This window comes from Enterobacter sp. MG-EB028 (assembly GCF_056673305.1).
Genome location: NZ_CP195079.1, coordinates 4,599,109 through 4,621,450, shown reverse-complemented (window position 1 = coordinate 4,621,450; position 22,342 = coordinate 4,599,109). Strand labels below are relative to the sequence as shown.

The window sequence follows — 22,342 nt, the reverse complement described above, 5'->3', positions numbered from 1 at the left end:
GGATTCGCATGTTTGATATCGGACTCAACCTGACCAGTTCACAGTTTGCGAAAGATCGTGACGAGGTGGTTGCACGGGCTTTTGACGCCGGCGTCAAAGGACTCCTGCTGACCGGGACCAACCTGCATGAGAGTGAGCAGGCGCAGCGGCTGGCGCAACGTTATCAACGCTGCTGGTCAACCGCAGGCGTTCACCCTCATGACAGCAGTCAGTGGACTGAGGAGGGCGCAGAAACACTGCGCGCGCTGGCGAAAACAGCAGAGGTGGTGGCTATTGGCGAGTGCGGGCTCGATTTCAACCGCAACTTCTCGACGCCTGACGAACAGGAAAAGGCATTCACTGCCCAGCTTGCGCTGGCTGCAGAGCTTGAGATGCCCGTCTTTATGCACTGTCGCGATGCGCATGAACGTTTTCTCGCACTGCTCGACCCGTGGCTGGATAAACTGCCGGGCGCAGTGCTGCACTGCTTCACCGGTTCACGGCAGGAAGCGCTAGATTGCCTGAAGCGAGGGCTTTATCTGGGCATTACCGGTTGGGTTTGCGATGAGCGTCGCGGGCTTGAGCTTCGCGAGCTGCTGCCGGCGATCCCGGCAGAACGCTTGCTTCTTGAAACCGATGCGCCATATCTGCTGCCGCGAGATATGAAGCCCAAACCGGCATCGCGGCGAAATGAGCCCGCCTGGCTGGGGCACATTGTTGAGCGCGTAGCGCACTGGCGCGGAGAGGATCCGCACTGGCTTTCCGCGCAGACGGATGACAACGTGCGTCGCCTGTTCGGGATAAACGTTTAGACTTTGCGGAAGTCGGTGTTTTTCACGCTCTGCAGCACCTGCTTGTTCAGCAGATTGAGCAACAGCATTGAGCGTGCTTCACCGTCCGGCTCGGCGAAAATCGCCTGCAGGCCTTCGAATGCGCCTTCCGTAATGACGACGCTATCGCCCGCGTAAGGGGTTTCCGGATCGGTGATCCCTTCAGGCTGTTGATAAACAGACAGCTGATGAATGACGGTCGACGGAACCGTGGCCGGGTGGGCACCAAAACGAACGAAGTGGCTGACGCCGCGCGTTGCGCTGATGGTGGTGGTGTGGATCACCTCAGGGTCGAACTCCACGAACAGATAGTTCGGGAATAGAGGCTCACTGACGGTTGTGCGCTTCCCGCGCTGCATTTTTTCAAGCGTGATCACGGGTGTCAGACAATTTACTGACTGACGTTCAAGATGTTCCTGCGCGCGCTGAAGTTGCCCGCGTTTGCAATACAGTAAATACCAGGCCTGCATAATCACTCTTTCCCTTAGTTCGGGGCGCAAGCATATCAAAACCCTGGAGGGATCGCTAAGTTGATTATAATGGGGGAAATTCGAACACAACGGATAAGTTCACGCGAATTTAACAAAATTACAGCATCGAGAAGGCTTACGCCGTATAATGAAGCGCTTACAGAGAGGCCATGACTAACTGCATGAAATACCACGATCTCCGCGACTTCCTGACGCTGCTGGAACAGCAGGGTGAATTGAAACGCATTACGCTTCCTGTTGATCCTTATCTGGAAATGACAGAAATTGCTGACCGGACTCTGCGTGCCGGTGGTCCCGCATTACTGTTTGAAAATCCCAAAGGTTACTCCATGCCGGTGCTGTGCAACCTGTTCGGCACTCCGCGTCGTGTCGCCCTGGGGATGGGGCAGGAAGACGTTACCGCGCTGCGTGAAGTGGGTAAACTGCTGGCATTTTTGAAAGAGCCAGAGCCGCCGAAAGGCTTCCGCGATCTGTTCGACAAGCTGCCGCAGTTTAAGCAGGTGCTGAACATGCCCACCAAACGACTGCGCGGCGCGCCGTGCCAGCAGAAAGTGCTGGAAGGTGAGGCGGTGGATCTCACCAAAATTCCGATTATGCAGTGCTGGCCTGAAGATGCTGCGCCGCTGATCACCTGGGGCCTCACCGTGACGCGCGGGCCGCATAAAGAGCGGCAAAACCTCGGTATTTATCGCCAGCAGCTGATTGGCAAAAATAAGCTCATCATGCGCTGGCTGTCGCATCGCGGCGGCGCGCTGGATTTCCAGGAGTGGTGTGCTGCGCATCCGGGTGAACGTTTCCCGGTGTCTGTCGCCTTAGGCGCCGATCCGGCCACCATTCTGGGGGCGGTCACGCCCGTCCCGGATACGCTCTCTGAATATGCCTTTGCCGGCCTGCTGCGCGGGACCAAAACCGAGGTCGTGAAGTGTATCTCTAACGATCTCGAAGTACCGGCCAGTGCAGAAATTGTGCTGGAAGGTTACATTGAGCAGGGTGAAATGGCGCCAGAAGGCCCTTACGGCGACCATACCGGCTATTACAACGAAGTGGATAACTTCCCGGTGTTTACCGTCACGCACATTACCCAGCGTGAAGATGCGATTTATCACTCTACCTATACTGGCCGTCCACCGGATGAACCGGCGGTGCTGGGCGTGGCGCTGAACGAAGTATTTGTGCCGATCCTGCAAAAGCAGTTCCCGGAAATCGTTGATTTTTATCTGCCGCCTGAAGGATGCTCGTATCGCATGGCGGTGGTTACGATGAAGAAACAGTACCCAGGTCATGCTAAACGCGTGATGATGGGCGTATGGTCTTTCCTGCGCCAGTTTATGTATACCAAATTTGTTATTGTCTGCGATGATGACGTTAACGCCCGCGACTGGAATGACGTCATCTGGGCAATCACCACGCGAATGGATCCTGCGCGTGATACGGTGTTAGTCGAAAACACGCCGATAGATTATCTGGATTTTGCCTCGCCGGTTTCCGGTCTTGGCTCAAAGATGGGACTGGATGCCACAAATAAATGGCCTGGCGAAACCGACCGTGAATGGGGTCGCCCGATCAAAAAAGATCCTGCCGTGACCGCGCGAATTGACGCGATCTGGGACGAACTGGCCATAATGAATAACGGTAAACCCTGAGCTGACCGTTAAGCCCTATAGACTTCCCGACAGAGAGAGCGAATGACAACCTTAAGCTGTAAAGTGACGTCGGTAGATGCTATTACCGACACCGTATATCGCGTCCGCCTGGTTCCTGAAGCGGCATTCTCATTCCGTGCTGGCCAGTACCTGATGGTCGTGATGGATGAGCGTGATAAGCGTCCTTTCTCTATGGCCTCTACGCCAGCAGAGCAGGAATTTATTGAGCTGCATATTGGTGCGTCTGAGCTTAACCTGTACGCGATGGCCGTGATGGACCGCATCCTGAAAGAGCGTGAGATTGTGGTCGATATTCCTCACGGCGAGGCATGGTTACGTGATGACGAAGACCGTCCACTGATCCTGATCGCTGGTGGTACAGGCTTCTCATATGTGCGCTCTATTCTGTTGACCGCACTGGCGCGTAACCCGGAACGTGATATCACCATCTACTGGGGCGGCCGCGAAGAGAAGCACCTGTATGACCTGTCTGAACTGGAAGCGCTGAGCATCAACCATCCAAATCTGCGCATCGAGCCAGTGGTCGAGCAGCCTGAAGAGGGCTGGCGTGGACGTAGTGGAACGGTGCTGACGGCGGTACTGCAGGATCACGGTACGCTGGCGGGACATGATATCTACATTGCAGGCCGTTTCGAGATGGCGAAAATTGCCCGCGATCTGTTCTGTAACGAACGTGACGCGCGTGAAGACCGTCTGTTCGGTGATGCGTTTGCGTTTATCTAAATAAAAAACCCGCCCCTGACAGGCGGGAAGAACGGCAACTAAACTGTCTCTCTTCGCCAATGACGCCATAACTGCGTTGGCTGCGCTCGTTCTGACGCCATAGGCTTTGAGATACTTTTCCTGATTTACACTCTTTCAAACACCGTCGCGATACCCTGACCCAAACCAATACACATCGTTGCCAGACCAAACTGGGCATCTTTGCGTTCCATCAGGTTGATAAGCGTGGTGCTGATACGCGCCCCGGAGCAGCCCAGCGGGTGACCGAGAGCGATCGCGCCACCGTTGAGGTTGATCTTCTCGTCGATCTGCTCCATCAGCCCCAGATCTTTAATGCACGGCAGGATCTGCGCGGCGAACGCTTCGTTCATCTCGAACAGATCGATATCGCTGGCGGTTAACCCCGCTTTTTTCAGCGCCAGCTTCGAGGCCGGAACCGGTCCGTAGCCCATGATCGAAGGATCGCAGCCCACCACCGCCATCGAACGTACCCGAGCGCGAGGCGTTAAACCCAGCTCGCGGGCGCGACTTTCGCTCATTACCAGCATCGCGGCGGCGCCGTCGGACAGCGCTGACGAAGTACCCGCCGATACCGTACCGGTGACCGGATCAAACGCAGGGCGCAGCGTGGAAAGCGATTCTACGGTGGTTTCCGGGCGGATGACTTCGTCGTAACTGAACTGCTTCAGTACGCCGTCCGCGTCGTGACCGCCGGTGGGGATGATTTCATTTTTAAAGGCACCGGACTGCGTCGCCGCCCATGCGCGAGCGTGAGAGCGCGCGGCAAAGGCATCCTGCATTTCACGGCTGATGCCGTGCAGACGAGAGAGCATCTCGGCGGTCAAACCCATCATCCCCGCGGCTTTCGCCACGTTGCGGCTCATGCCCGGGTGGAAATCGACTCCGTGGCTCATCGGTACGTGACCCATGTGCTCCACGCCCCCCACCATGCAGGCCTGGGCATCGCCGGTCATGATCATGCGCGCCGCGTCGTGCAGCGCCTGCATGGACGAACCGCACAGACGGTTGACGGTGACCGCCGGAACCGAGTGTGGGATCTCCGCCAGCAGCGACGCGTTACGGGCGATGTTGAAACCTTGCTCCAGGGTCTGCTGTACGCAGCCCCAGTAGATATCATCCAGCGCTGCCGGGTCCAGTGCCGGGTTACGCGCCAGCAGGCTACGCATCAGGTGCGCGGAGAGGTCTTCCGCACGCACGTTACGGAACGCGCCGCCTTTTGAACGGCCCATCGGGGTGCGAATCGCATCAACAATGACAACCTTTTCCATTGTGACTCCTTAAGCCGTTTTCAGCTCGCCAACCGGACGGGCTGGCTCAACTGCTGGATAGTAGGGTTCGTTATGGCGCGCTTTGTTACGCAGCCCTTCCGGCACCTCATAAAGCGGGCCGAGGTGCTGGTACTGCTGGGCCATATCGAGATAGCGGGCGCTGCCGAGCGTGTCCAGCCAGCGGAACGCGCCGCCGTGGAACGGAGGGAAGCCGAGGCCGTATACCAGCGCCATGTCGGCTTCTGCCGGGCTGGCGATAATGCCTTCTTCAAGGCAACGCACCACTTCGTTGATCATTGGAATCATCATCCGGGCGATGATCTCATCGTCCGTGAAGTCGCGCTTCGGCTGGCTAACGTCGGCCAGCAGGCCATCGACCACGGCATCTTCTTCTTTCTTCGGTTTACCTTTGCTGTCTTCTTTATAGCGCCAGAAGCCCAGGCCGTTTTTCTGGCCGAAGCGGTTGGCGTCGAACAGCGCGTCAATGGCGTCGCGATAATCTTTCTGCATGCGCTGCGGGAAGCCTGCCGCCATCACCGCCTGGGCGTGGTGGGCGGTATCAATGCCCACCACGTCCAGCAGATATGCCGGGCCCATTGGCCAGCCGAACTGTTTTTCCATTACTTTGTCGATTTTGCGGAAGTCCGCGCCGTCGCGCAGCAATTGGCTAAAACCGGCGAAGTACGGGAACAGCACGCGGTTAACAAAGAAGCCCGGGCAGTCGTTAACGACGATCGGTGTTTTACCCATCTTGCTTGCCCACGCCACCACTTTAGCAATGGTTTCGTCAGAGGTTTTTTCCCCACGGATCACTTCGACCAGCGGCATACGGTGTACCGGGTTGAAGAAGTGCATCCCGCAGAAGTTTTCCGGACGCTTCAGCACGCTCGCCAGCTCGCTGATTGGAATGGTGGAGGTGTTAGAGGCCAGTACGGTCTCAGGACGAACCTTGTCTTCCGTTTCCGCCAGCACCGCTTTTTTGACTTTCGGGTTCTCGACGACGGCTTCGACCACCACGTCGACACGGTCGAAACCGCTGTATTCCAGCACAGGCTGAATGGTGGAGATCACGCCTGCAAGCTTCAGCCCGTCAATTTTTCCGCGTTCCAGCTGCTTATTCAGCAGCTTGGCCGCTTCGGTCATGCCCAGCGTCAGAGATTTCTCGTTGATGTCTTTCATCACTACCGGTACGCCTTTCCAGGCCGACTGGTAAGCGATGCCGCCGCCCATAATACCGGCGCCGAGCACTGCCGCATGTTTTGGCGTCTCAACGTTTTTGGTCAGCTGTTTGGCTTTGCCCTTCACGAACTGATCGTTGAGGAAGATGCCAACCAGCGCGCGGGCTTCATTGGTGTGCGCCAGCGGAACAAAGCTTTGATTTTCGAGCTTCAGGGCTTCGTCGCGGCCAAATCGGGCTGCCGCTTCAATGGTTTTCACCGCCGTAATTGGCGCCGGGTAGTGTTTACCCGCCGTCTGCATCACCATGCCTTTGGCCATGGTGAAGCTCATGGTGGCTTCAATCTTGCTGAGCTTTAACGGCTCCAGCTTCGGCTGGCGCTTGGCCTTCCAGTCGAGATCGCCGTTAATCGCCTGACGCAGTATGGCAAGTGCGCCTTCAACCAGCTTCTCTGGCTTCACGACGCCGTCGACCAGGCCGATTTTCTGCGCCTGTTCCGCGCCTACGTCTTTACCAGCGGCAATGATTTCCAGGGCGCTGTCTGCACCCAGCATGCGCGGCATGCGCACGGATCCGCCAAAGCCCGGCATAATGCCCAGCTTGGTTTCCGGCAGGCCGATGCGCAGGTCCGGCGTCGCCAAACGGTAGTCGGTCGCCAGCACGCACTCGCACCCGCCGCCCAGCGCGTAGCCGTTCACGGCAGAGATCGTTGGAACAGGCAGATCTTCCAGGCGATTAAAGACGCTGTTGGCAAAGTGCAGCCACTGGCTCAGCTGTTCTTCCGGAACCTGGAACAGCGAAAGGAATTCGGTGATATCGGCACCGACAATAAAGGCCGCTTTGTTAGAGCGCAGCAGCAGCCCTTTTAATTCAGATTGCTTTTCAAGCACTTCCAGCGCCTGGCCAAGACTGGCCACCGTCGCGGTATCAAGCTTATTCACTGAGCCGGGGGCATCGAACACCAGTTCGGCAATGCCGTCTTCCAGCCAGTTGAGGTACAGGGTGTCGCCTTTGTAAAGCATGTCAGTCTCCTGAATCCAGCAAGTGGATCTGGTCATACCAGATGAAACGGAGTGTGGAATTTATGTTAATAAAATGCAAATTACTCATTAAGAAAATGCTGCATTGATCACGGTCGGTGGAAATCACGCAGCCGGAGTGAGGTGTGCTAAGATGCGATGACTTGAGGTCAAAAAAACGAAAGGAAGAATGATGGACTCACTGGCTTCGCTTTATAAAAATCATATCGTTACCCTACAGGAACGTACCCGCGATGTACTGGCCCGCTTCAAGCTGGATGCCCTGCTGATCCACTCCGGCGAGCTGATGAATACTTTTCTTGATGATCACGCCTACCCGTTTAAGGTCAACCCGCAGTTTAAAGCCTGGGTGCCGGTGACTCAGGTTCCAAATTGCTGGCTGCTGGTGGATGGCGTGAACAAGCCGAAACTGTGGTTCTACCTGCCGGTCGATTACTGGCACAACGTTGAACCATTGCCGACCTCTTTCTGGACGGAAGAAATTGAGGTTATTGCTCTGCCGAAAGCGGACGGTATTGGCAGCCAGCTGCCAGCGGCGCGCGGCAACATCGGCTACATCGGCCCCGTACCTGAACGTGCGCTCGGTCTGGATATTCCGGCAGATAAACTCAACCCGAAAGGCGTGCTGGATTACCTTCATTACTATCGCGCGTATAAGACTGACTACGAACTTTACTGCATGCGTGAAGCGCAAAAAACGGCGGTGAATGGCCACCGTGCCGCGCACGAGGCGTTCCAGTCAGGCATGAGCGAGTTCGACATTAACCAGGCCTACCTGACCGCAACCGGTCACCGCGACACCGACGTGCCGTACAGCAACATCGTCGCGCTGAACGAGCATGCGTCTGTTCTCCACTACACCAAACTGGATCACCAGGTTCCGTCTGAGATGCGCAGCTTCCTGCTGGATGCAGGCGCAGAGTACAACGGCTATGCGGCCGACCTGACCCGTACCTGGGCGGCAAATGCGGACACCGATTTCGCGCAGCTGATTAAAGACGTGAACGATGAACAGCTGGCGCTGATTGGCACCATGAAAGCCGGAACCAGCTACGTGGATTACCACATCCAGTTCCATCAGCGCATCGCCAAACTGCTGCGTAAGCATCAGGTTGTGAAAGACATGAGCGAAGAGGCGATGGTCGAGAACGATCTGACCGGGCCATTTATGCCGCACGGTATCGGCCACCCGCTGGGCCTGCAGGTTCACGACGTTGCGGGCTTTATGCAGGATGATACCGGCACGCACCTGGCGGCACCGTCTAAATATCCTTACCTGCGTTGCACCCGTATTCTTGAGCCGCGTATGGTACTGACGATTGAACCAGGGATCTACTTTATCGAATCCCTGCTGGCGCCGTGGCGTGAAGGTCAGTTCAGCAAACACTTCAACTGGGAAAAAATCGACGCGCTGAAGCCGTTTGGCGGCATTCGTATCGAAGATAACGTGGTGGTTCACGAAAACGGTATCGAGAATATGACGCGAGACCTGAAGCTGGCCTGATGGAAAGTTGGTTGATACCGGCTGAACCGGTCACCTTTGTCGAGGAAATCAAGAAAAGCCGCTTTATTACGCTGCTGGCGCATACCGATGGCGTAGAGGCGGCAAAGGCGTTTGTCGAGTCCGTCCGGGCCGAGCATCCTGACGCACGTCACCACTGCGTGGCGTGGGTGGCAGGGCCGCCTGACGATTCACAACAACTGGGGTTTTCCGACGATGGTGAACCGGCGGGCACGGCCGGTAAACCCATGCTTTCACAGCTGATGGGCAGCGGCGTGGGTGAAATTACCGCCGTGGTGGTGCGCTACTACGGCGGCATTCTGTTAGGTACGGGCGGGCTGGTTAAAGCGTATGGTGGCGGAGTTCAGCAGGCACTGAATATCCTGACGACCATCCGCAAAACGCCGCTCACCGAATATACTTTGTTGTGCGATTACGCTCAGCTATCGGGCATTGAAACGCTGCTCAAACAATTTAACGGCGTGATTGCGCACAGTGATTACCAGGCAATGGTGCAATTACGCGTGGCGCTTCCTCAGGCGGAACTGGCTGCTTTTTCAGCAAAACTGGCTGATTTCAGTCGCGGTTCGTTGCAATTGCTGCCGATTGAAGAATAATCCCCACCTCACTTTTTTGAATACCAAAGGAAACGGCAGAGATGCATTTTCGTGCCATAACCCGAATCGTTGGACTGCTGGTCATACTCTTTTCGGGGACGATGATTCTCCCAGGACTGGTGGCGCTTATCTACCGGGACGGCGCGGGGCGGGCATTTACCCAGACCTTCTTTGTCGCGCTGGCGATCGGCTCGCTGCTGTGGTGGCCGAACCGTCGTCAGAAAGGTGAGCTGAAATCTCGCGAAGGATTTCTGATTGTGGTCCTGTTCTGGACGGTGCTGGGAAGCGTCGGTTCGCTGCCCTTTATCTTCTCTGAACAGCCTAATCTCAGCATCACGGACGCCTTTTTTGAATCCTTCTCCGGATTAACGACCACCGGGGCGACGACGCTGGTGGGGCTGGATTCGTTACCGCACGCTATTCTCTTTTATCGCCAGATGCTGCAGTGGTTCGGGGGGATGGGGATCATCGTTCTGGCGGTGGCTATTCTCCCGATTCTGGGCGTCGGGGGGATGCAGCTGTACAGGGCTGAAATGCCGGGACCGCTGAAAGACAACAAGATGCGCCCGCGTATTGCCGAGACGGCGAAAACCCTGTGGCTGATTTATGTTCTGTTGACGGTAGCCTGCGCGCTGGCGCTCTGGTTTGCCGGGATGCCTGCTTTCGATGCTATCGGACACAGCTTTGCGACAATTGCTATCGGCGGGTTCTCCACCCACGACGCCAGCGTGGGCTACTTCGACAGTCCAACGATAAACACCATCATTGCCATTTTCCTGCTGATCTCCGGTTGTAACTACGGTCTGCACTTCTCGTTACTCAGCGGGCGTAGCCTGAAGGTGTACTCGCGCGATCCTGAGTTCCGCATGTTCATTGGCGTCCAGCTTACACTGGTCGTCATCTGCACCCTGGTGCTGTGGTTCCATGATGTTTACAACTCTGCGCTAACCACGCTTAATCAGGCGTTCTTCCAGGTGGTGTCGATGGCGACGACCGCTGGGTTTACCACGGACAGCATCGCGCGCTGGCCGCTGTTCCTGCCGGTACTGCTGCTGTGCTCTGCCTTTATCGGCGGCTGCGCCGGGTCTACGGGCGGTGGCCTGAAGGTGATTCGTATTCTGCTGCTGTTCAAGCAGGGGAACCGTGAGCTGAAGCGTCTGGTTCACCCGAATGCGGTCTACAGCATCAAGCTGGGTAACCGCGCGCTGCCGGAACGTATCCTCGAGGCGGTGTGGGGGTTCTTCTCGGCGTATGCGCTGGTCTTTATCGTCAGCATGCTGGCGATCATCGCGACGGGGGTGGATGATTTTTCCGCCTTTGCGTCCGTCGTCGCAACATTGAACAACCTCGGGCCTGGCCTGGGGGTTGTGGCGGATAACTTTGCCAGTATGAACCCGGTCGCGAAATGGATCCTCATTGCCAATATGCTGTTTGGTCGTCTTGAGGTCTTTACCCTGCTGGTGCTGTTCACCCCAACATTCTGGCGCGAATAAGGAGCCGTTGATGAAAACACTGATTCTTTTCTCTACGCGAGACGGGCAAACGCGTGAGATTGCCGCGTATCTGGCGTCGGAATTAAAAGAGCTGGGCATTTACTCGGATGTGGTGAACCTGAATCGCGCGGAGCAGATTGCCTGGCAGGAGTACGATCGCGTGGTGATTGGCGCCTCCATTCGTTACGGGCATTTCCATCCGGCGCTGGATCGCTTCGTGAAAAAGCACACGGCGGTACTCAACAAATTGCCGGGCGCGTTTTACTCGGTCAATCTGGTTGCCCGTAAAGCCGAGAAGCGTACGCCGCAGACCAACAGCTACACGCGCAAGTTTTTGCTCAGCTCGCCGTGGCAGCCAGACCTGTGTGCCGTTTTTGCCGGCGCGCTGCGCTACCCTCGCTACCGCTGGTATGACCGCTTTATGATCCGCCTGATTATGAAGATGACCGGGGGGGAAACCGATACGCGTAAAGAAGTGGTTTATACCGACTGGTCTCAGGTAGCCGGTTTTGCACGGGAAATTGCGCATTTAGCGGGCGATTCGCGACTTAAATAAGCGTTAAGTTTGAAAAGTGAGCGAACGAAAAGTTTTTTGTATTTTGTGCTTGTCACTGAAGAATAACTCCCTATAATGCGCCTCCACTGACACGGAACAACGGCACACACGCCGCCGGGTCAGCAGAGAAAAGCAAAATAAACGCTTGACTCTGAAGCGGGAAAGCGTAATATGCACACCCCGCGCCGCAGCGAAAACGAAGCGGCACTGCTCTTTAACAATTTATCAGACAATCTGTGTGGGCACTCAAAGTGACATGGATTCTTAACGTCGCAAGACGAAAAATGAATACCAAGTCTCTGAGTGAACATACGTAATTCATTACGAAGTTTAATTCACGAGCATCAAACTTAAATTGAAGAGTTTGATCATGGCTCAGATTGAACGCTGGCGGCAGGCCTAACACATGCAAGTCGAACGGTAGCACAGAGAGCTTGCTCTCGGGTGACGAGTGGCGGACGGGTGAGTAATGTCTGGGAAACTGCCTGATGGAGGGGGATAACTACTGGAAACGGTAGCTAATACCGCATAACGTCGCAAGACCAAAGAGGGGGACCTTCGGGCCTCTTGCCATCAGATGTGCCCAGATGGGATTAGCTAGTAGGTGGGGTAACGGCTCACCTAGGCGACGATCCCTAGCTGGTCTGAGAGGATGACCAGCCACACTGGAACTGAGACACGGTCCAGACTCCTACGGGAGGCAGCAGTGGGGAATATTGCACAATGGGCGCAAGCCTGATGCAGCCATGCCGCGTGTATGAAGAAGGCCTTCGGGTTGTAAAGTACTTTCAGCGGGGAGGAAGGCGATAAGGTTAATAACCTTGTCGATTGACGTTACCCGCAGAAGAAGCACCGGCTAACTCCGTGCCAGCAGCCGCGGTAATACGGAGGGTGCAAGCGTTAATCGGAATTACTGGGCGTAAAGCGCACGCAGGCGGTCTGTCAAGTCGGATGTGAAATCCCCGGGCTCAACCTGGGAACTGCATTCGAAACTGGCAGGCTAGAGTCTTGTAGAGGGGGGTAGAATTCCAGGTGTAGCGGTGAAATGCGTAGAGATCTGGAGGAATACCGGTGGCGAAGGCGGCCCCCTGGACAAAGACTGACGCTCAGGTGCGAAAGCGTGGGGAGCAAACAGGATTAGATACCCTGGTAGTCCACGCCGTAAACGATGTCGACTTGGAGGTTGTGCCCTTGAGGCGTGGCTTCCGGAGCTAACGCGTTAAGTCGACCGCCTGGGGAGTACGGCCGCAAGGTTAAAACTCAAATGAATTGACGGGGGCCCGCACAAGCGGTGGAGCATGTGGTTTAATTCGATGCAACGCGAAGAACCTTACCTACTCTTGACATCCAGAGAACTTTCCAGAGATGGATTGGTGCCTTCGGGAACTCTGAGACAGGTGCTGCATGGCTGTCGTCAGCTCGTGTTGTGAAATGTTGGGTTAAGTCCCGCAACGAGCGCAACCCTTATCCTTTGTTGCCAGCGGTTAGGCCGGGAACTCAAAGGAGACTGCCAGTGATAAACTGGAGGAAGGTGGGGATGACGTCAAGTCATCATGGCCCTTACGAGTAGGGCTACACACGTGCTACAATGGCGCATACAAAGAGAAGCGACCTCGCGAGAGCAAGCGGACCTCATAAAGTGCGTCGTAGTCCGGATTGGAGTCTGCAACTCGACTCCATGAAGTCGGAATCGCTAGTAATCGTGGATCAGAATGCCACGGTGAATACGTTCCCGGGCCTTGTACACACCGCCCGTCACACCATGGGAGTGGGTTGCAAAAGAAGTAGGTAGCTTAACCTTCGGGAGGGCGCTTACCACTTTGTGATTCATGACTGGGGTGAAGTCGTAACAAGGTAACCGTAGGGGAACCTGCGGTTGGATCACCTCCTTACCTTAAAGAACCTGCCTTTGCAGTGCTCACACAGATTGTCTGATGAATGATGAACTTCTGAATGTACTTTTGAGTGCATTAAGAAGTTTTGCTCTTTAAAAATCTGGATCAAGCTGAAAATTGAAACGACACACATGTTATGTGTGTTCGAGTCTCTCAAATTTTCGCAATCAGAAGTGAAACATCTTCGGGTTGTGAGGTTAAGCGACTAAGCGTACACGGTGGATGCCCTGGCAGTCAGAGGCGATGAAGGACGTGCTAATCTGCGAAAAGCGCCGGCGAGGTGATATGAACCTTTGACCCGGCGATGTCCGAATGGGGAAACCCAGTGTGTTCCGACACACTATCGTTAACTGAATACATAGGTTAACGAGGCGAACCGGGGGAACTGAAACATCTAAGTACCCCGAGGAAAAGAAATCAACCGAGATTCCCCCAGTAGCGGCGAGCGAACGGGGAGCAGCCCGGAGTCTGAATCAGCTTGTGTGTTAGTGGAAGCGTCTGGAAAGTCGCAGGGTACAGGGTGATACTCCCGTACACGAAAATGCACAGGCTGTGAACTCGAAGAGTAGGGCGGGACACGTGGTATCCTGTCTGAATATGGGGGGACCATCCTCCAAGGCTAAATACTCCTGACTGACCGATAGTGAACCAGTACCGTGAGGGAAAGGCGAAAAGAACCCCGGCGAGGGGAGTGAAAAAGAACCTGAAACCGTGTACGTACAAGCAGTGGGAGCACCTTCGTGGTGTGACTGCGTACCTTTTGTATAATGGGTCAGCGACTTATATTCTGTAGCAAGGTTAACCGTATAGGGGAGCCGAAGGGAAACCGAGTCTTAACTGGGCGTTAAGTTGCAGGGTATAGACCCGAAACCCGGTGATCTAGCCATGGGCAGGTTGAAGGTTGGGTAACACTAACTGGAGGACCGAACCGACTAATGTTGAAAAATTAGCGGATGACCTGTGGCTGGGGGTGAAAGGCCAATCAAACCGGGAGATAGCTGGTTCTCCCCGAAAGCTATTTAGGTAGCGCCTCGTGAACTCATCTTCGGGGGTAGAGCACTGTTTCGGCTAGGGGGCCATCCCGGCTTACCAACCCGATGCAAACTACGAATACCGAAGAATGTTATCACGGGAGACACACGGCGGGTGCTAACGTCCGTCGTGAAGAGGGAAACAACCCAGACCGCCAGCTAAGGTCCCAAAGTCATGGTTAAGTGGGAAACGATGTGGGAAGGCACAGACAGCCAGGATGTTGGCTTAGAAGCAGCCATCATTTAAAGAAAGCGTAATAGCTCACTGGTCGAGTCGGCCTGCGCGGAAGATGTAACGGGGCTAAACCATGCACCGAAGCTGCGGCAGCGACGCTTATGCGTTGTTGGGTAGGGGAGCGTTCTGTAAGCCGTCGAAGGTGGCCTGTGAGGGCTGCTGGAGGTATCAGAAGTGCGAATGCTGACATAAGTAACGATAAAGCGGGTGAAAAGCCCGCTCGCCGGAAGACCAAGGGTTCCTGTCCAACGTTAATCGGGGCAGGGTGAGTCGACCCCTAAGGCGAGGCCGAAAGGCGTAGTCGATGGGAAACAGGTTAATATTCCTGTACTTGGTGTTACTGCGAAGGGGGGACGGAGAAGGCTATGTCAGCCGGGCGACGGTTGTCCCGGTTTAAGCGTGTAGGTGTGTGTTCCAGGCAAATCCGGTTCACTTTAACACTGAGGCGTGATGACGAGGCACTACGGTGCTGAAGTGATAAATGCCCTGCTTCCAGGAAAAGCCTCTAAGCATCAGGTAACACGAAATCGTACCCCAAACCGACACAGGTGGTCAGGTAGAGAATACCAAGGCGCTTGAGAGAACTCGGGTGAAGGAACTAGGCAAAATGGTGCCGTAACTTCGGGAGAAGGCACGCTGATATGTAGGTGAAGCCCCTGCGGGTGGAGCTGAAATCAGTCGAAGATACCAGCTGGCTGCAACTGTTTATTAAAAACACAGCACTGTGCAAACACGAAAGTGGACGTATACGGTGTGACGCCTGCCCGGTGCCGGAAGGTTAATTGATGGGGTTAGCGGCAACGCGAAGCTCTTGATCGAAGCCCCGGTAAACGGCGGCCGTAACTATAACGGTCCTAAGGTAGCGAAATTCCTTGTCGGGTAAGTTCCGACCTGCACGAATGGCGTAATGATGGCCAGGCTGTCTCCACCCGAGACTCAGTGAAATTGAACTCGCTGTGAAGATGCAGTGTACCCGCGGCAAGACGGAAAGACCCCGTGAACCTTTACTATAGCTTGACACTGAACACTGGTCCTTGATGTGTAGGATAGGTGGGAGGCTTTGAAGCGTGGACGCCAGTCTGCGTGGAGCCGTCCTTGAAATACCACCCTTTAATGGCTGGTGTTCTAACGTGGACCCGTGATCCGGGTTGCGGACAGTGTCTGGTGGGTAGTTTGACTGGGGCGGTCTCCTCCCAAAGAGTAACGGAGGAGCACGAAGGTTAGCTAATCCTGGTCGGACATCAGGAGGTTAGTGCAATGGCATAAGCTAGCTTGACTGCGAGAGTGACGGCTCGAGCAGGTGCGAAAGCAGGTCATAGTGATCCGGTGGTTCTGAATGGAAGGGCCATCGCTCAACGGATAAAAGGTACTCCGGGGATAACAGGCTGATACCGCCCAAGAGTTCATATCGACGGCGGTGTTTGGCACCTCGATGTCGGCTCATCACATCCTGGGGCTGAAGTAGGTCCCAAGGGTATGGCTGTTCGCCATTTAAAGTGGTACGCGAGCTGGGTTTAGAACGTCGTGAGACAGTTCGGTCCCTATCTGCCGTGGGCGCTGGAGAATTGAGGGGGGCTGCTCCTAGTACGAGAGGACCGGAGTGGACGCATCACTGGTGTTCGGGTTGTCATGCCAATGGCACTGCCCGGTAGCTAAATGCGGAAGAGATAAGTGCTGAAAGCATCTAAGCACGAAACTTGCCCCGAGATGAGTTCTCCCTGAGACTTTAAGTCTCCTGAAGGAACGTTGAAGACGACGACGTTGATAGGTCGGATGTGTAAGCGCAGCGATGCGTTGAGCTAACCGATACTAATGAACCGTGAGGCTTAACCTTACAACGCCGAAGGTGTTTTGGCGGTGAGAGACACAAACAATATTCAGCCTGATACAGATTAACAGAATTTGCCTGGCGGCTTTAGCGCGGTGGTCCCACCTGACCCCATGCCGAACTCAGAAGTGAAACGCCGTAGCGCCGATGGTAGTGTGGGGTCTCCCCATGTGAGAGTAGGGAACTGCCAGGCATCAATTAAGTGAAGAGGCCATCCGCAAGGATGGCCTTTTTGCGTTTCTGCGCTGCACAAACTAATCCCCCAACGCTCTGCTTATACGGTAAACTACCTGCGTTTTTGCATCAGGAAAGCGTCTATGAACCACTCCCTTAAGCCCTGGAATACCTTTGGCATTCAACGTAATGCTAATCAAATTGTACGTGCCGATACAGCACAGCAGCTGCTGGATGCATGGCAAAGCGCAACAGAAAATAACGAACCCGTACTGATTCTGGGCGAAGGAAGCAATGTCCTGTTTCTCGACGATTTCGCGGGCACGGTAATTGTTAACCGCATCATGGGTATTGGTGTGGAAGAGCACGCTGATAGCTGGCATCTGCACGTGGGTGCCGGAGAAAACTGGCATCACCTGGTGCAATTTACCCTCGAAAAAGGGATGCCGGGTCTGGAAAACCTGGCGCTTATACCAGGCTGTGCCGGATCGTCACCCATTCAAAACATCGGCGCTTACGGCATTGAACTGAAGCATGTCTGTGAGTATGTCGACTGCATCGAACTGGCGACCGGAACGGCTAAGCGCTTAACGGCAGAGCAGTGCCGTTTCGGCTACCGTGACAGTATCTTCAAGCATGAATATCAGGATCGCTACGTGATTATCGCCGTGGGCCTGTGCCTGTCGAAAAACTGGCAGCCCGTACTCACCTACGGTGATTTAACGCGGCTCGATCCGGCTACCGTCACCCCCCGCGACGTATTTGACTCTGTTTGCCATATGCGGATGACTAAACTTCCCGATCCGAAAGTAAATGGAAATGCTGGAAGCTTCTTCAAAAACCCGGTTATCAGCAGCGAAAATGCAAAAGCCTTCCTTGAAGGATGGCCCACTGCGCCACATTACCCTCAGACCGATGGCAGCGTGAAGCTGGCTGCAGGCTGGCTGATCGATCAATGCCAGTTAAAAGGCGCTTCAGTAGGTGGCGCTGCCGTTCACCAGCAGCAGGCTCTGGTACTGATTAATCAATGCGATGCGACCAGCGATGATGTTGTGCAGCTGGCTCATTATGTTCGTCAGCGTGTGGGCGAAAAGTTTAACGTCTGGCTGGAGCCAGAAGTCCGCTTCATTGGTTGCACAGGTGAAGTGAATGCCGTGGAGACCATTGCGTGAAGGACAATACCATTCCGTTAACCCTGATTAGCATCCTTGCAGACGGGGAGTTCCACTCTGGCGAGCAACTGGGCGAGCAGCTTGGCATGAGCCGTGCCGGCATTAACAAGCATATTCAGACCCTCCGCGACTGGGGTGTTGATGTGTTCACGGTACCCGGAAAAGGCTACAGCCTGCCGGAGCCAATTCAATTGCTGAATGAAGACGTCATCCGCAGCCAGCTTGGACACGGCAATGTTGCGGTGCTGCCGGTGATTGATTCGACGAACCAGTACCTTATGGATCGGCTGAGCGAACTCTCATCCGGCGATGCCTGTGTTGCCGAGTATCAGCAGGCCGGTCGTGGCCGTCGCGGTCGCAAATGGTTCTCGCCATTTGGCGCTAATCTCTATCTGTCCATGTACTGGCGTCTGGAGCAGGGGCCTGCCGCAGCCATTGGCCTGAGTCTGGTCATTGGTATTGTCATGGCGGAAGTACTGCACGATCTGGGTGCCGATCGGGTCCGTGTTAAATGGCCAAACGATCTGTACCTCAACGATCGTAAACTTGCCGGGATCCTGGTCGAACTGACGGGCAAGACCGGTGATGCGGCGCAAATTGTCATTGGTGCGGGCCTCAATATGGTGATGCGTACTGTCCAGAATGACGTGGTGAATCAGGCCTGGACCAACCTCCAGGAGGCGGGGATCGTCATTGATCGTAACACCCTTGCCGTGCGCATGATTAAAGAGCTACGTAGCTCACTCACGCTTTTTGAACAGGAAGGTCTGGCACCGTTCCTGTCTCGTTGGGAAAAGCTGGATAACTTTATTAACCGCCCGGTGAAACTGCTGATTGGTGATAAAGAAATCTACGGGGTTTCCCGCGGTATTGACGCACAGGGCGCGCTGCTTCTGGAGCAGGATGGCGCGATCAAGCCCTGGGTGGGCGGTGAGATTTCCCTGCGAAGCGCCGAATAACCGGATGGAGTGAACGATGCAAAAATCCGTCTGCGCTACCTGCTGGTGCGGATTTCAGCGCAATAATAACGCACAGACTATCCCCTCTCCCCTATGGGGAGAGGGTTAGGGTGAGGGGTAAATCAGTTACTGCGGATACGGTACCCAATCCCCGCCGTTCAGACGAACGTACGGCTTGTTCTGATACTGAATCACCACCGCGTTGGCATTCTCGGAGACTTCTGCCGTTTGCGGCAGGTTACTGGTGAGCTGATCCCAGTTCACGTTATCTTCCACAAACAGCTTACCGTCAACGGCGCGGGCCACCAGTTCTGAGATCGCCAGATAGCTGGTTGGCTGAGCGATCTCAATCGGTGCACCCTGGTGCGGTGCCTTCATGCCAAAGAATTTAATGCCTGCTGGTACGTTGGTGATGGACGGGCTTGGGATATCACGGAGACCTGACACCTGCATTCTGTCGCCCTTCAGCGCGCCACCGTGCTCAGGTACCACTACCACCATTACTTTACGGCCGGATTTTTCCAGCTCCGTGAAGAACGCGTCCAGCTCGTCAAAAAATTTCTGCGCACGCACTTTATAATCCGCCGTTTTGCTCACGCCCGGGAAGTGGTTACCGTCGTGAAGCGGCAGGGTGTTATAGAACGTCGCACTGCGCGGATTACTGTCCTTTTCGATGGTCTGCATCCAGCGCTGCAGCACGGCGGTATCGTCATAAACCGGCGAACCGTCGAAGCCCAGCAGCGTAACGGGAAGACCGGTCTGATCCATCAGCGGCGCCTGCATGCCACCCTGTTCACGCACCTCTTTCAGGAAGTTACCGAACTGGCCGTTATGCCCCAGCATCAGGTGCTGCGTAAAGCCTAGCTTCGCGAGGTTATCGAACAGATAACACTGGTTACCAGCGGGTTGATAGAGGTTTTTATGCGAAGTCTGACCGCAGCTTGCGCGCAGCAGGCGTATAGCCGCCGGGCCGCTGTACGAGGTGGCAGAGTTAAAATCTTTAAACTGGATGTCAAAGTGGGACCACAGCGGGTGAGACATCAAACCGGCGGCATCCACATCGGCCCAGGAGAGGGAACAGATGTTAATCACCAGCAGCTCAAACGGCTGAGCATCTGCCGGCAGCGCGTCGGGGAATTTCGTCTGTCGCTTGTCTTCTGCGGTATAGAAGCTGGAAAGCCACGCATTGAGATTGGTGGAGGTTGGCGGTGCGGTCTGCGTTGGAATATCGCCCACCACCGGCGTATCGCCTGCCGTCGTAACGGTAGCCGCTGCGCTTCCTCCCGTCGTGGTCACCGTTGTCGTCGGCTGGCCGGCAGGCCACAGGGAAAAGCTTGGCCCCGCCAGCGTCAGCACGTTAAGCCAGATCATAATGGCGACGACAAACACCGTGACGCGGATCCACTGAGACAGGAACAGCCAGGCAACCAGCAGGACAAAGACGGCGCCAATCATCTGCCAGTTAATGAAACGTTCAACCAGGTCAAGCATATAGTCTGCACTGAATCCCGCGACCTGCGATCCCTGGCTCATTATGCTTTCCGGTCCTGGAAGCCAGGTATCGTGCCAGAACAGCGCAAAGCCGACGGGGATGGCAACCCAGTGACGTAAACGATGCAGCCTGATGTTCGGCAGAGGCATCAGCAGGAAGGCCATAAACACCAGGTTAAGCAGGGGATGGAAATTCAGATAGCCTGCCCACAGCAGACCAAACTTCACCAGAAAGTAGAAGTTCCAGCCGGAAAGGCCGCGCCAGTATTGCCAGAGCGGCGAGGGTGACGAAGCGGTATAGGTAGAATTAGTCATGTTTACGGTCTGCCTTGACGTGTGATGCCCGTGTCAGTGTTCCGGCTGGTTTTACATAGCGAGGTTTTATAAACATCACTCTGGCCGTATCACGGATACGGCGTATGGAATGGCGCGCATAGTAGCCAAGCGGGAAAAAGATCAGCGCACAGAATACGACCAGTTGAATGATATCGCTGATATTCATGATGGTGCGTTCTCCCCATTCTCAGTTAATAAGCGAAGGGGTTCCGGAACCCGACGCCAGACATGTCCATCATGTCTGGCATTAAGGATCGGTTTTACATCGCTCGTGATTGCGAGCGGTTTAACCCATTGTTCAGGCTGAAGTGCGCGCATCTGCACCAGCTCCGCGCTAATAGCATTATCTTCGAACCAAATCATACGGTTCGAGAAGATGTCCCCGGTAGGCAGGGGGAAGATGTGGTTAAGCGCGGTATCAAGATCGTTTACCCGGCAGAAGGATAAAAACAACACCAGGCGATTATCGCCAATGGTCATAATGTCCCCTGTACGGTTCGGGCGGCATAAGGTGAGCGCCTGCTCAACGCGAATACCCGGTACCGGGCGCAGGGCAACCATGACCCCTTTACCGTCCGCGGGGAGTAACGTGTTGCTCATCATGTTGCCGACGGCATCGCAGAACGTATCCCATTTCTGGTAGCCGCGCAGCTTCATCGGCTGGGTCATGGAGAGCAGCGTGGAGATGTCTTCCGGTACATGGCGGCTGAACTGCTGGCCCTGAACGCTTTCAATGAGCGTCAGGCAGCGTGACAGTGGTGCATTCCATGGAATAACCATATTTGCCCCACAGCCCAGAAGCAGACGCTCATCAGTTGCGCGCAGGCTGGTATTATTTTCGCGCACCACAATTTTTAACGCGCTGCCGCGCTGGCGGCGCAGGGTGTGAATTTGTCTCGCCAGCGTCTCAATCTGGTTATTCTGCATCAACGAGAAAACAAGGGTGGCTGCCTGGGTGGTGCGCGCTTCATGAAAAAGCGCTTCGTTAGACTCAAACAGCGACCAGTTTTCCGATAGCGCAGGAGCACCTTCTAAAACTGCAATATGGCTCAGGATGCGTTTTTCGTCACTGCGCGGCTGCACCACAGTTTCTTCCTGCTGTGCCAGGTGCCATTTCCCCTTAACAGGTTTAAGGGTCAGCTGTTGCCTGGCGCTCACGCCCTTTTCATTGCACCAGAAGGCAATATCGTAGAGATAGCTGCCTGCCTGGTCACGAAGACTTGCCAGTCCGAACAGGGAGCGATATTCACCCATTAAAAGTGAGAATAGCTTGTCATTATTACTGCCGGGGTTGACGACCAATAGCGTGCAATTTTGAAATTTTGCCCATTTATTGATTTTTTCCAGCCACGACAGCAGTTTTTCGGCAGGAATATTTTGCAGTGTGTTATTTGCGCATTTAAGAATCACTAAATAGTGATCCGGATCAATAGAGCACTGAACGTCGCGGGGCAAAAAGTATAGACTATCCGCTTCCGCTGACATGGAAAATAAACGTACTTTTTGAGGTCCGCAGTCACTTTCCAGCGTGATAATTTTCTTCGGCTCTTCGCCCATGCTAATGACGGCCACGCGGGAATCCTTACCCTGAGCGGCAATTGTCTGGTTTACCAGGCTGATAGCATCTTCATTACGATCCGTATTAATCCACCAGACTCCACCGACTGGCATGTGGCTCAATTCGTCCCATAATGACTGGATGCCAATAGAAAATATGGAGTCCACGATGTCCCTCTTTTCGTCTAATTTGTCTGTATCTCAGTTTACTAGCGAAAGCGTAGAAATAAACCTAACATTGAAATTAAAGAACATCAGATTTAGCATGTAAATGAAATTTGTCAGGGCAGGATGCCCTGCAACT

Annotated in this window: 15 protein-coding genes and 3 rRNA genes; 12 read left to right on the top strand and 6 right to left on the bottom strand. The window is 54.8% G+C overall.

Features of this window, described 5'->3' with window-relative positions:
• Positions 1–8: 8 nt before the first annotated feature.
• Entirely contained in the window at positions 9–791 is a 783-nt protein-coding gene (tatD, locus tag ACR42C_RS21880; RefSeq protein ID WP_163330931.1) for a 3'-5' ssDNA/RNA exonuclease TatD, read from the top strand.
• On the opposite strand, the gene rfaH is transcribed toward tatD, so the two are convergent.
• Positions 788–1,279: a transcription/translation regulatory transformer protein RfaH gene (gene rfaH / locus ACR42C_RS21875; RefSeq protein WP_020882871.1), complete on the bottom strand. Its 492-nt coding sequence runs from the start codon at positions 1,277–1,279 to the stop codon at positions 788–790. The two genes, tatD and rfaH, sit on opposite strands and share 4 nt — an antisense overlap.
• 170 nt (positions 1,280–1,449) lie before the next feature.
• On the opposite strand from rfaH, the gene ubiD reads away from it, so the two are divergent.
• Both ubiD and fre read left to right on the top strand, forming a co-directional pair.
• Positions 1,450–2,943, top strand: coding sequence for a 4-hydroxy-3-polyprenylbenzoate decarboxylase (gene ubiD / locus ACR42C_RS21870; RefSeq protein WP_162874999.1), 1,494 nt, complete (start codon positions 1,450–1,452; stop codon positions 2,941–2,943).
• Between the two features lie 42 nt (positions 2,944–2,985).
• On the top strand, positions 2,986–3,687 hold the full coding sequence (gene fre, locus ACR42C_RS21865) for an NAD(P)H-flavin reductase (protein WP_116343720.1): 702 nt from the start codon (positions 2,986–2,988) through the stop codon (positions 3,685–3,687).
• 125 nt (positions 3,688–3,812) lie between these two features.
• Here the strand turns inward: fre and fadA are convergent, their stop codons facing one another.
• Together fadA and fadB are read right to left on the bottom strand one after the other, a co-directional pair.
• Complete coding sequence (gene fadA / locus ACR42C_RS21860) at positions 3,813–4,976, bottom strand: acetyl-CoA C-acyltransferase FadA (RefSeq protein ID WP_479984563.1); 1,164 nt, start codon at positions 4,974–4,976, stop codon at positions 3,813–3,815.
• Positions 4,977–4,985: 9 nt separating this feature from the next.
• Entirely contained in the window at positions 4,986–7,175 is a 2,190-nt protein-coding gene (fadB, locus tag ACR42C_RS21855) for a fatty acid oxidation complex subunit alpha FadB (protein WP_163330929.1), read from the bottom strand.
• Between the two features lie 190 nt (positions 7,176–7,365).
• On the opposite strand from fadB, the gene pepQ reads away from it, so the two are divergent.
• The 9 genes from pepQ (at position 7,366) to birA (ending at position 18,654) form a co-directional block, all read left to right on the top strand.
• On the top strand, positions 7,366–8,697 hold the full coding sequence (pepQ, locus tag ACR42C_RS21850) for a Xaa-Pro dipeptidase (RefSeq protein WP_316380886.1): 1,332 nt from the start codon (positions 7,366–7,368) through the stop codon (positions 8,695–8,697).
• On the top strand, positions 8,697–9,311 hold the full coding sequence (locus ACR42C_RS21845) for an IMPACT family protein (protein ID WP_063155602.1): 615 nt from the start codon (positions 8,697–8,699) through the stop codon (positions 9,309–9,311). Before pepQ ends, ACR42C_RS21845 begins: the two co-directional genes overlap by 1 nt.
• A 41-nt stretch (positions 9,312–9,352) precedes the next feature.
• Positions 9,353–10,804 carry a Trk system potassium transporter TrkH gene (gene trkH, locus ACR42C_RS21840; protein WP_116343725.1) on the top strand — a complete coding sequence of 484 codons (1,452 nt, stop codon included), beginning with the start codon at positions 9,353–9,355 and terminating at the stop codon, positions 10,802–10,804.
• A gap of 10 nt (positions 10,805–10,814) precedes the next feature.
• On the top strand, positions 10,815–11,360 hold the full coding sequence (gene hemG / locus ACR42C_RS21835; protein ID WP_192984991.1) for a menaquinone-dependent protoporphyrinogen IX dehydrogenase: 546 nt from the start codon (positions 10,815–10,817) through the stop codon (positions 11,358–11,360).
• Positions 11,361–11,712: 352 nt separating this feature from the next.
• Positions 11,713–13,252 (top strand): 16S ribosomal RNA (locus ACR42C_RS21830).
• A gap of 198 nt (positions 13,253–13,450) precedes the next feature.
• Positions 13,451–16,355: ribosomal RNA gene (locus tag ACR42C_RS21825) — 23S ribosomal RNA — on the top strand.
• Between the two features lie 71 nt (positions 16,356–16,426).
• A 5S ribosomal RNA gene (gene rrf, locus ACR42C_RS21820) occupies positions 16,427–16,542 on the top strand.
• Together the 16S, 23S and 5S rRNA genes form the textbook arrangement of a ribosomal RNA operon.
• Positions 16,543–16,666: 124 nt before the next feature.
• Positions 16,667–17,695 carry a UDP-N-acetylmuramate dehydrogenase gene (gene murB, locus ACR42C_RS21815; protein WP_479984562.1) on the top strand — a complete coding sequence of 343 codons (1,029 nt, stop codon included), beginning with the start codon at positions 16,667–16,669 and terminating at the stop codon, positions 17,693–17,695.
• The gene (gene birA / locus ACR42C_RS21810) at positions 17,692–18,654 is read left to right on the top strand and encodes a bifunctional biotin--[acetyl-CoA-carboxylase] ligase/biotin operon repressor BirA (RefSeq protein ID WP_116342876.1); all 963 of its coding nucleotides are present in this window, start codon (positions 17,692–17,694) and stop codon (positions 18,652–18,654) included. Before murB ends, birA begins: the two co-directional genes overlap by 4 nt.
• A gap of 126 nt (positions 18,655–18,780) precedes the next feature.
• Here the strand turns inward: birA and bcsG are convergent, their stop codons facing one another.
• Genes bcsG through bcsE form a run of 3 tightly spaced genes read right to left on the bottom strand, consistent with a single transcriptional unit; the run spans position 18,781 to position 22,206 of the window.
• Positions 18,781–20,460, bottom strand: a complete 1,680-nt coding sequence (bcsG, locus tag ACR42C_RS21805; protein ID WP_320719808.1) for a cellulose biosynthesis protein BcsG — start codon at positions 20,458–20,460, stop codon at positions 18,781–18,783.
• On the bottom strand, positions 20,453–20,647 hold the full coding sequence (bcsF, locus tag ACR42C_RS21800; RefSeq protein ID WP_014885605.1) for a cellulose biosynthesis protein BcsF: 195 nt from the start codon (positions 20,645–20,647) through the stop codon (positions 20,453–20,455). Before bcsF ends, bcsG begins: the two co-directional genes overlap by 8 nt.
• Positions 20,644–22,206 carry a cellulose biosynthesis c-di-GMP-binding protein BcsE gene (gene bcsE, locus ACR42C_RS21795; RefSeq protein WP_320719806.1) on the bottom strand — a complete coding sequence of 521 codons (1,563 nt, stop codon included), beginning with the start codon at positions 22,204–22,206 and terminating at the stop codon, positions 20,644–20,646. Before bcsE ends, bcsF begins: the two co-directional genes overlap by 4 nt.
• Positions 22,207–22,342 lie beyond the last annotated feature (136 nt).

Excerpts from the sequence above, each read along its gene's own strand:
- tatD (WP_163330931.1), top strand. The coding sequence starts at position 9 with ATGTTTGATATCGGACTCAACCTGACCAGTTCACAGTTTGCGAAAGAT.
- rfaH (WP_020882871.1), bottom strand. The coding sequence starts at position 1,279 with ATGCAGGCCTGGTATTTACTGTATTGCAAACGCGGGCAACTTCAGCGC.
- ubiD (WP_162874999.1), top strand. The coding sequence starts at position 1,450 with ATGACTAACTGCATGAAATACCACGATCTCCGCGACTTCCTGACGCTG.
- fre (WP_116343720.1), top strand. The coding sequence starts at position 2,986 with ATGACAACCTTAAGCTGTAAAGTGACGTCGGTAGATGCTATTACCGAC.
- fadA (WP_479984563.1), bottom strand. The coding sequence starts at position 4,976 with ATGGAAAAGGTTGTCATTGTTGATGCGATTCGCACCCCGATGGGCCGT.
- fadB (WP_163330929.1), bottom strand. The coding sequence starts at position 7,175 with ATGCTTTACAAAGGCGACACCCTGTACCTCAACTGGCTGGAAGACGGC.
- pepQ (WP_316380886.1), top strand. The coding sequence starts at position 7,366 with ATGGACTCACTGGCTTCGCTTTATAAAAATCATATCGTTACCCTACAG.
- ACR42C_RS21845 (WP_063155602.1), top strand. The coding sequence starts at position 8,697 with ATGGAAAGTTGGTTGATACCGGCTGAACCGGTCACCTTTGTCGAGGAA.
- trkH (WP_116343725.1), top strand. The coding sequence starts at position 9,353 with ATGCATTTTCGTGCCATAACCCGAATCGTTGGACTGCTGGTCATACTC.
- hemG (WP_192984991.1), top strand. The coding sequence starts at position 10,815 with ATGAAAACACTGATTCTTTTCTCTACGCGAGACGGGCAAACGCGTGAG.
- murB (WP_479984562.1), top strand. The coding sequence starts at position 16,667 with ATGAACCACTCCCTTAAGCCCTGGAATACCTTTGGCATTCAACGTAAT.
- bcsG (WP_320719808.1), bottom strand. The coding sequence starts at position 20,460 with ATGACTAATTCTACCTATACCGCTTCGTCACCCTCGCCGCTCTGGCAA.
- bcsF (WP_014885605.1), bottom strand. The coding sequence starts at position 20,647 with ATGAATATCAGCGATATCATTCAACTGGTCGTATTCTGTGCGCTGATC.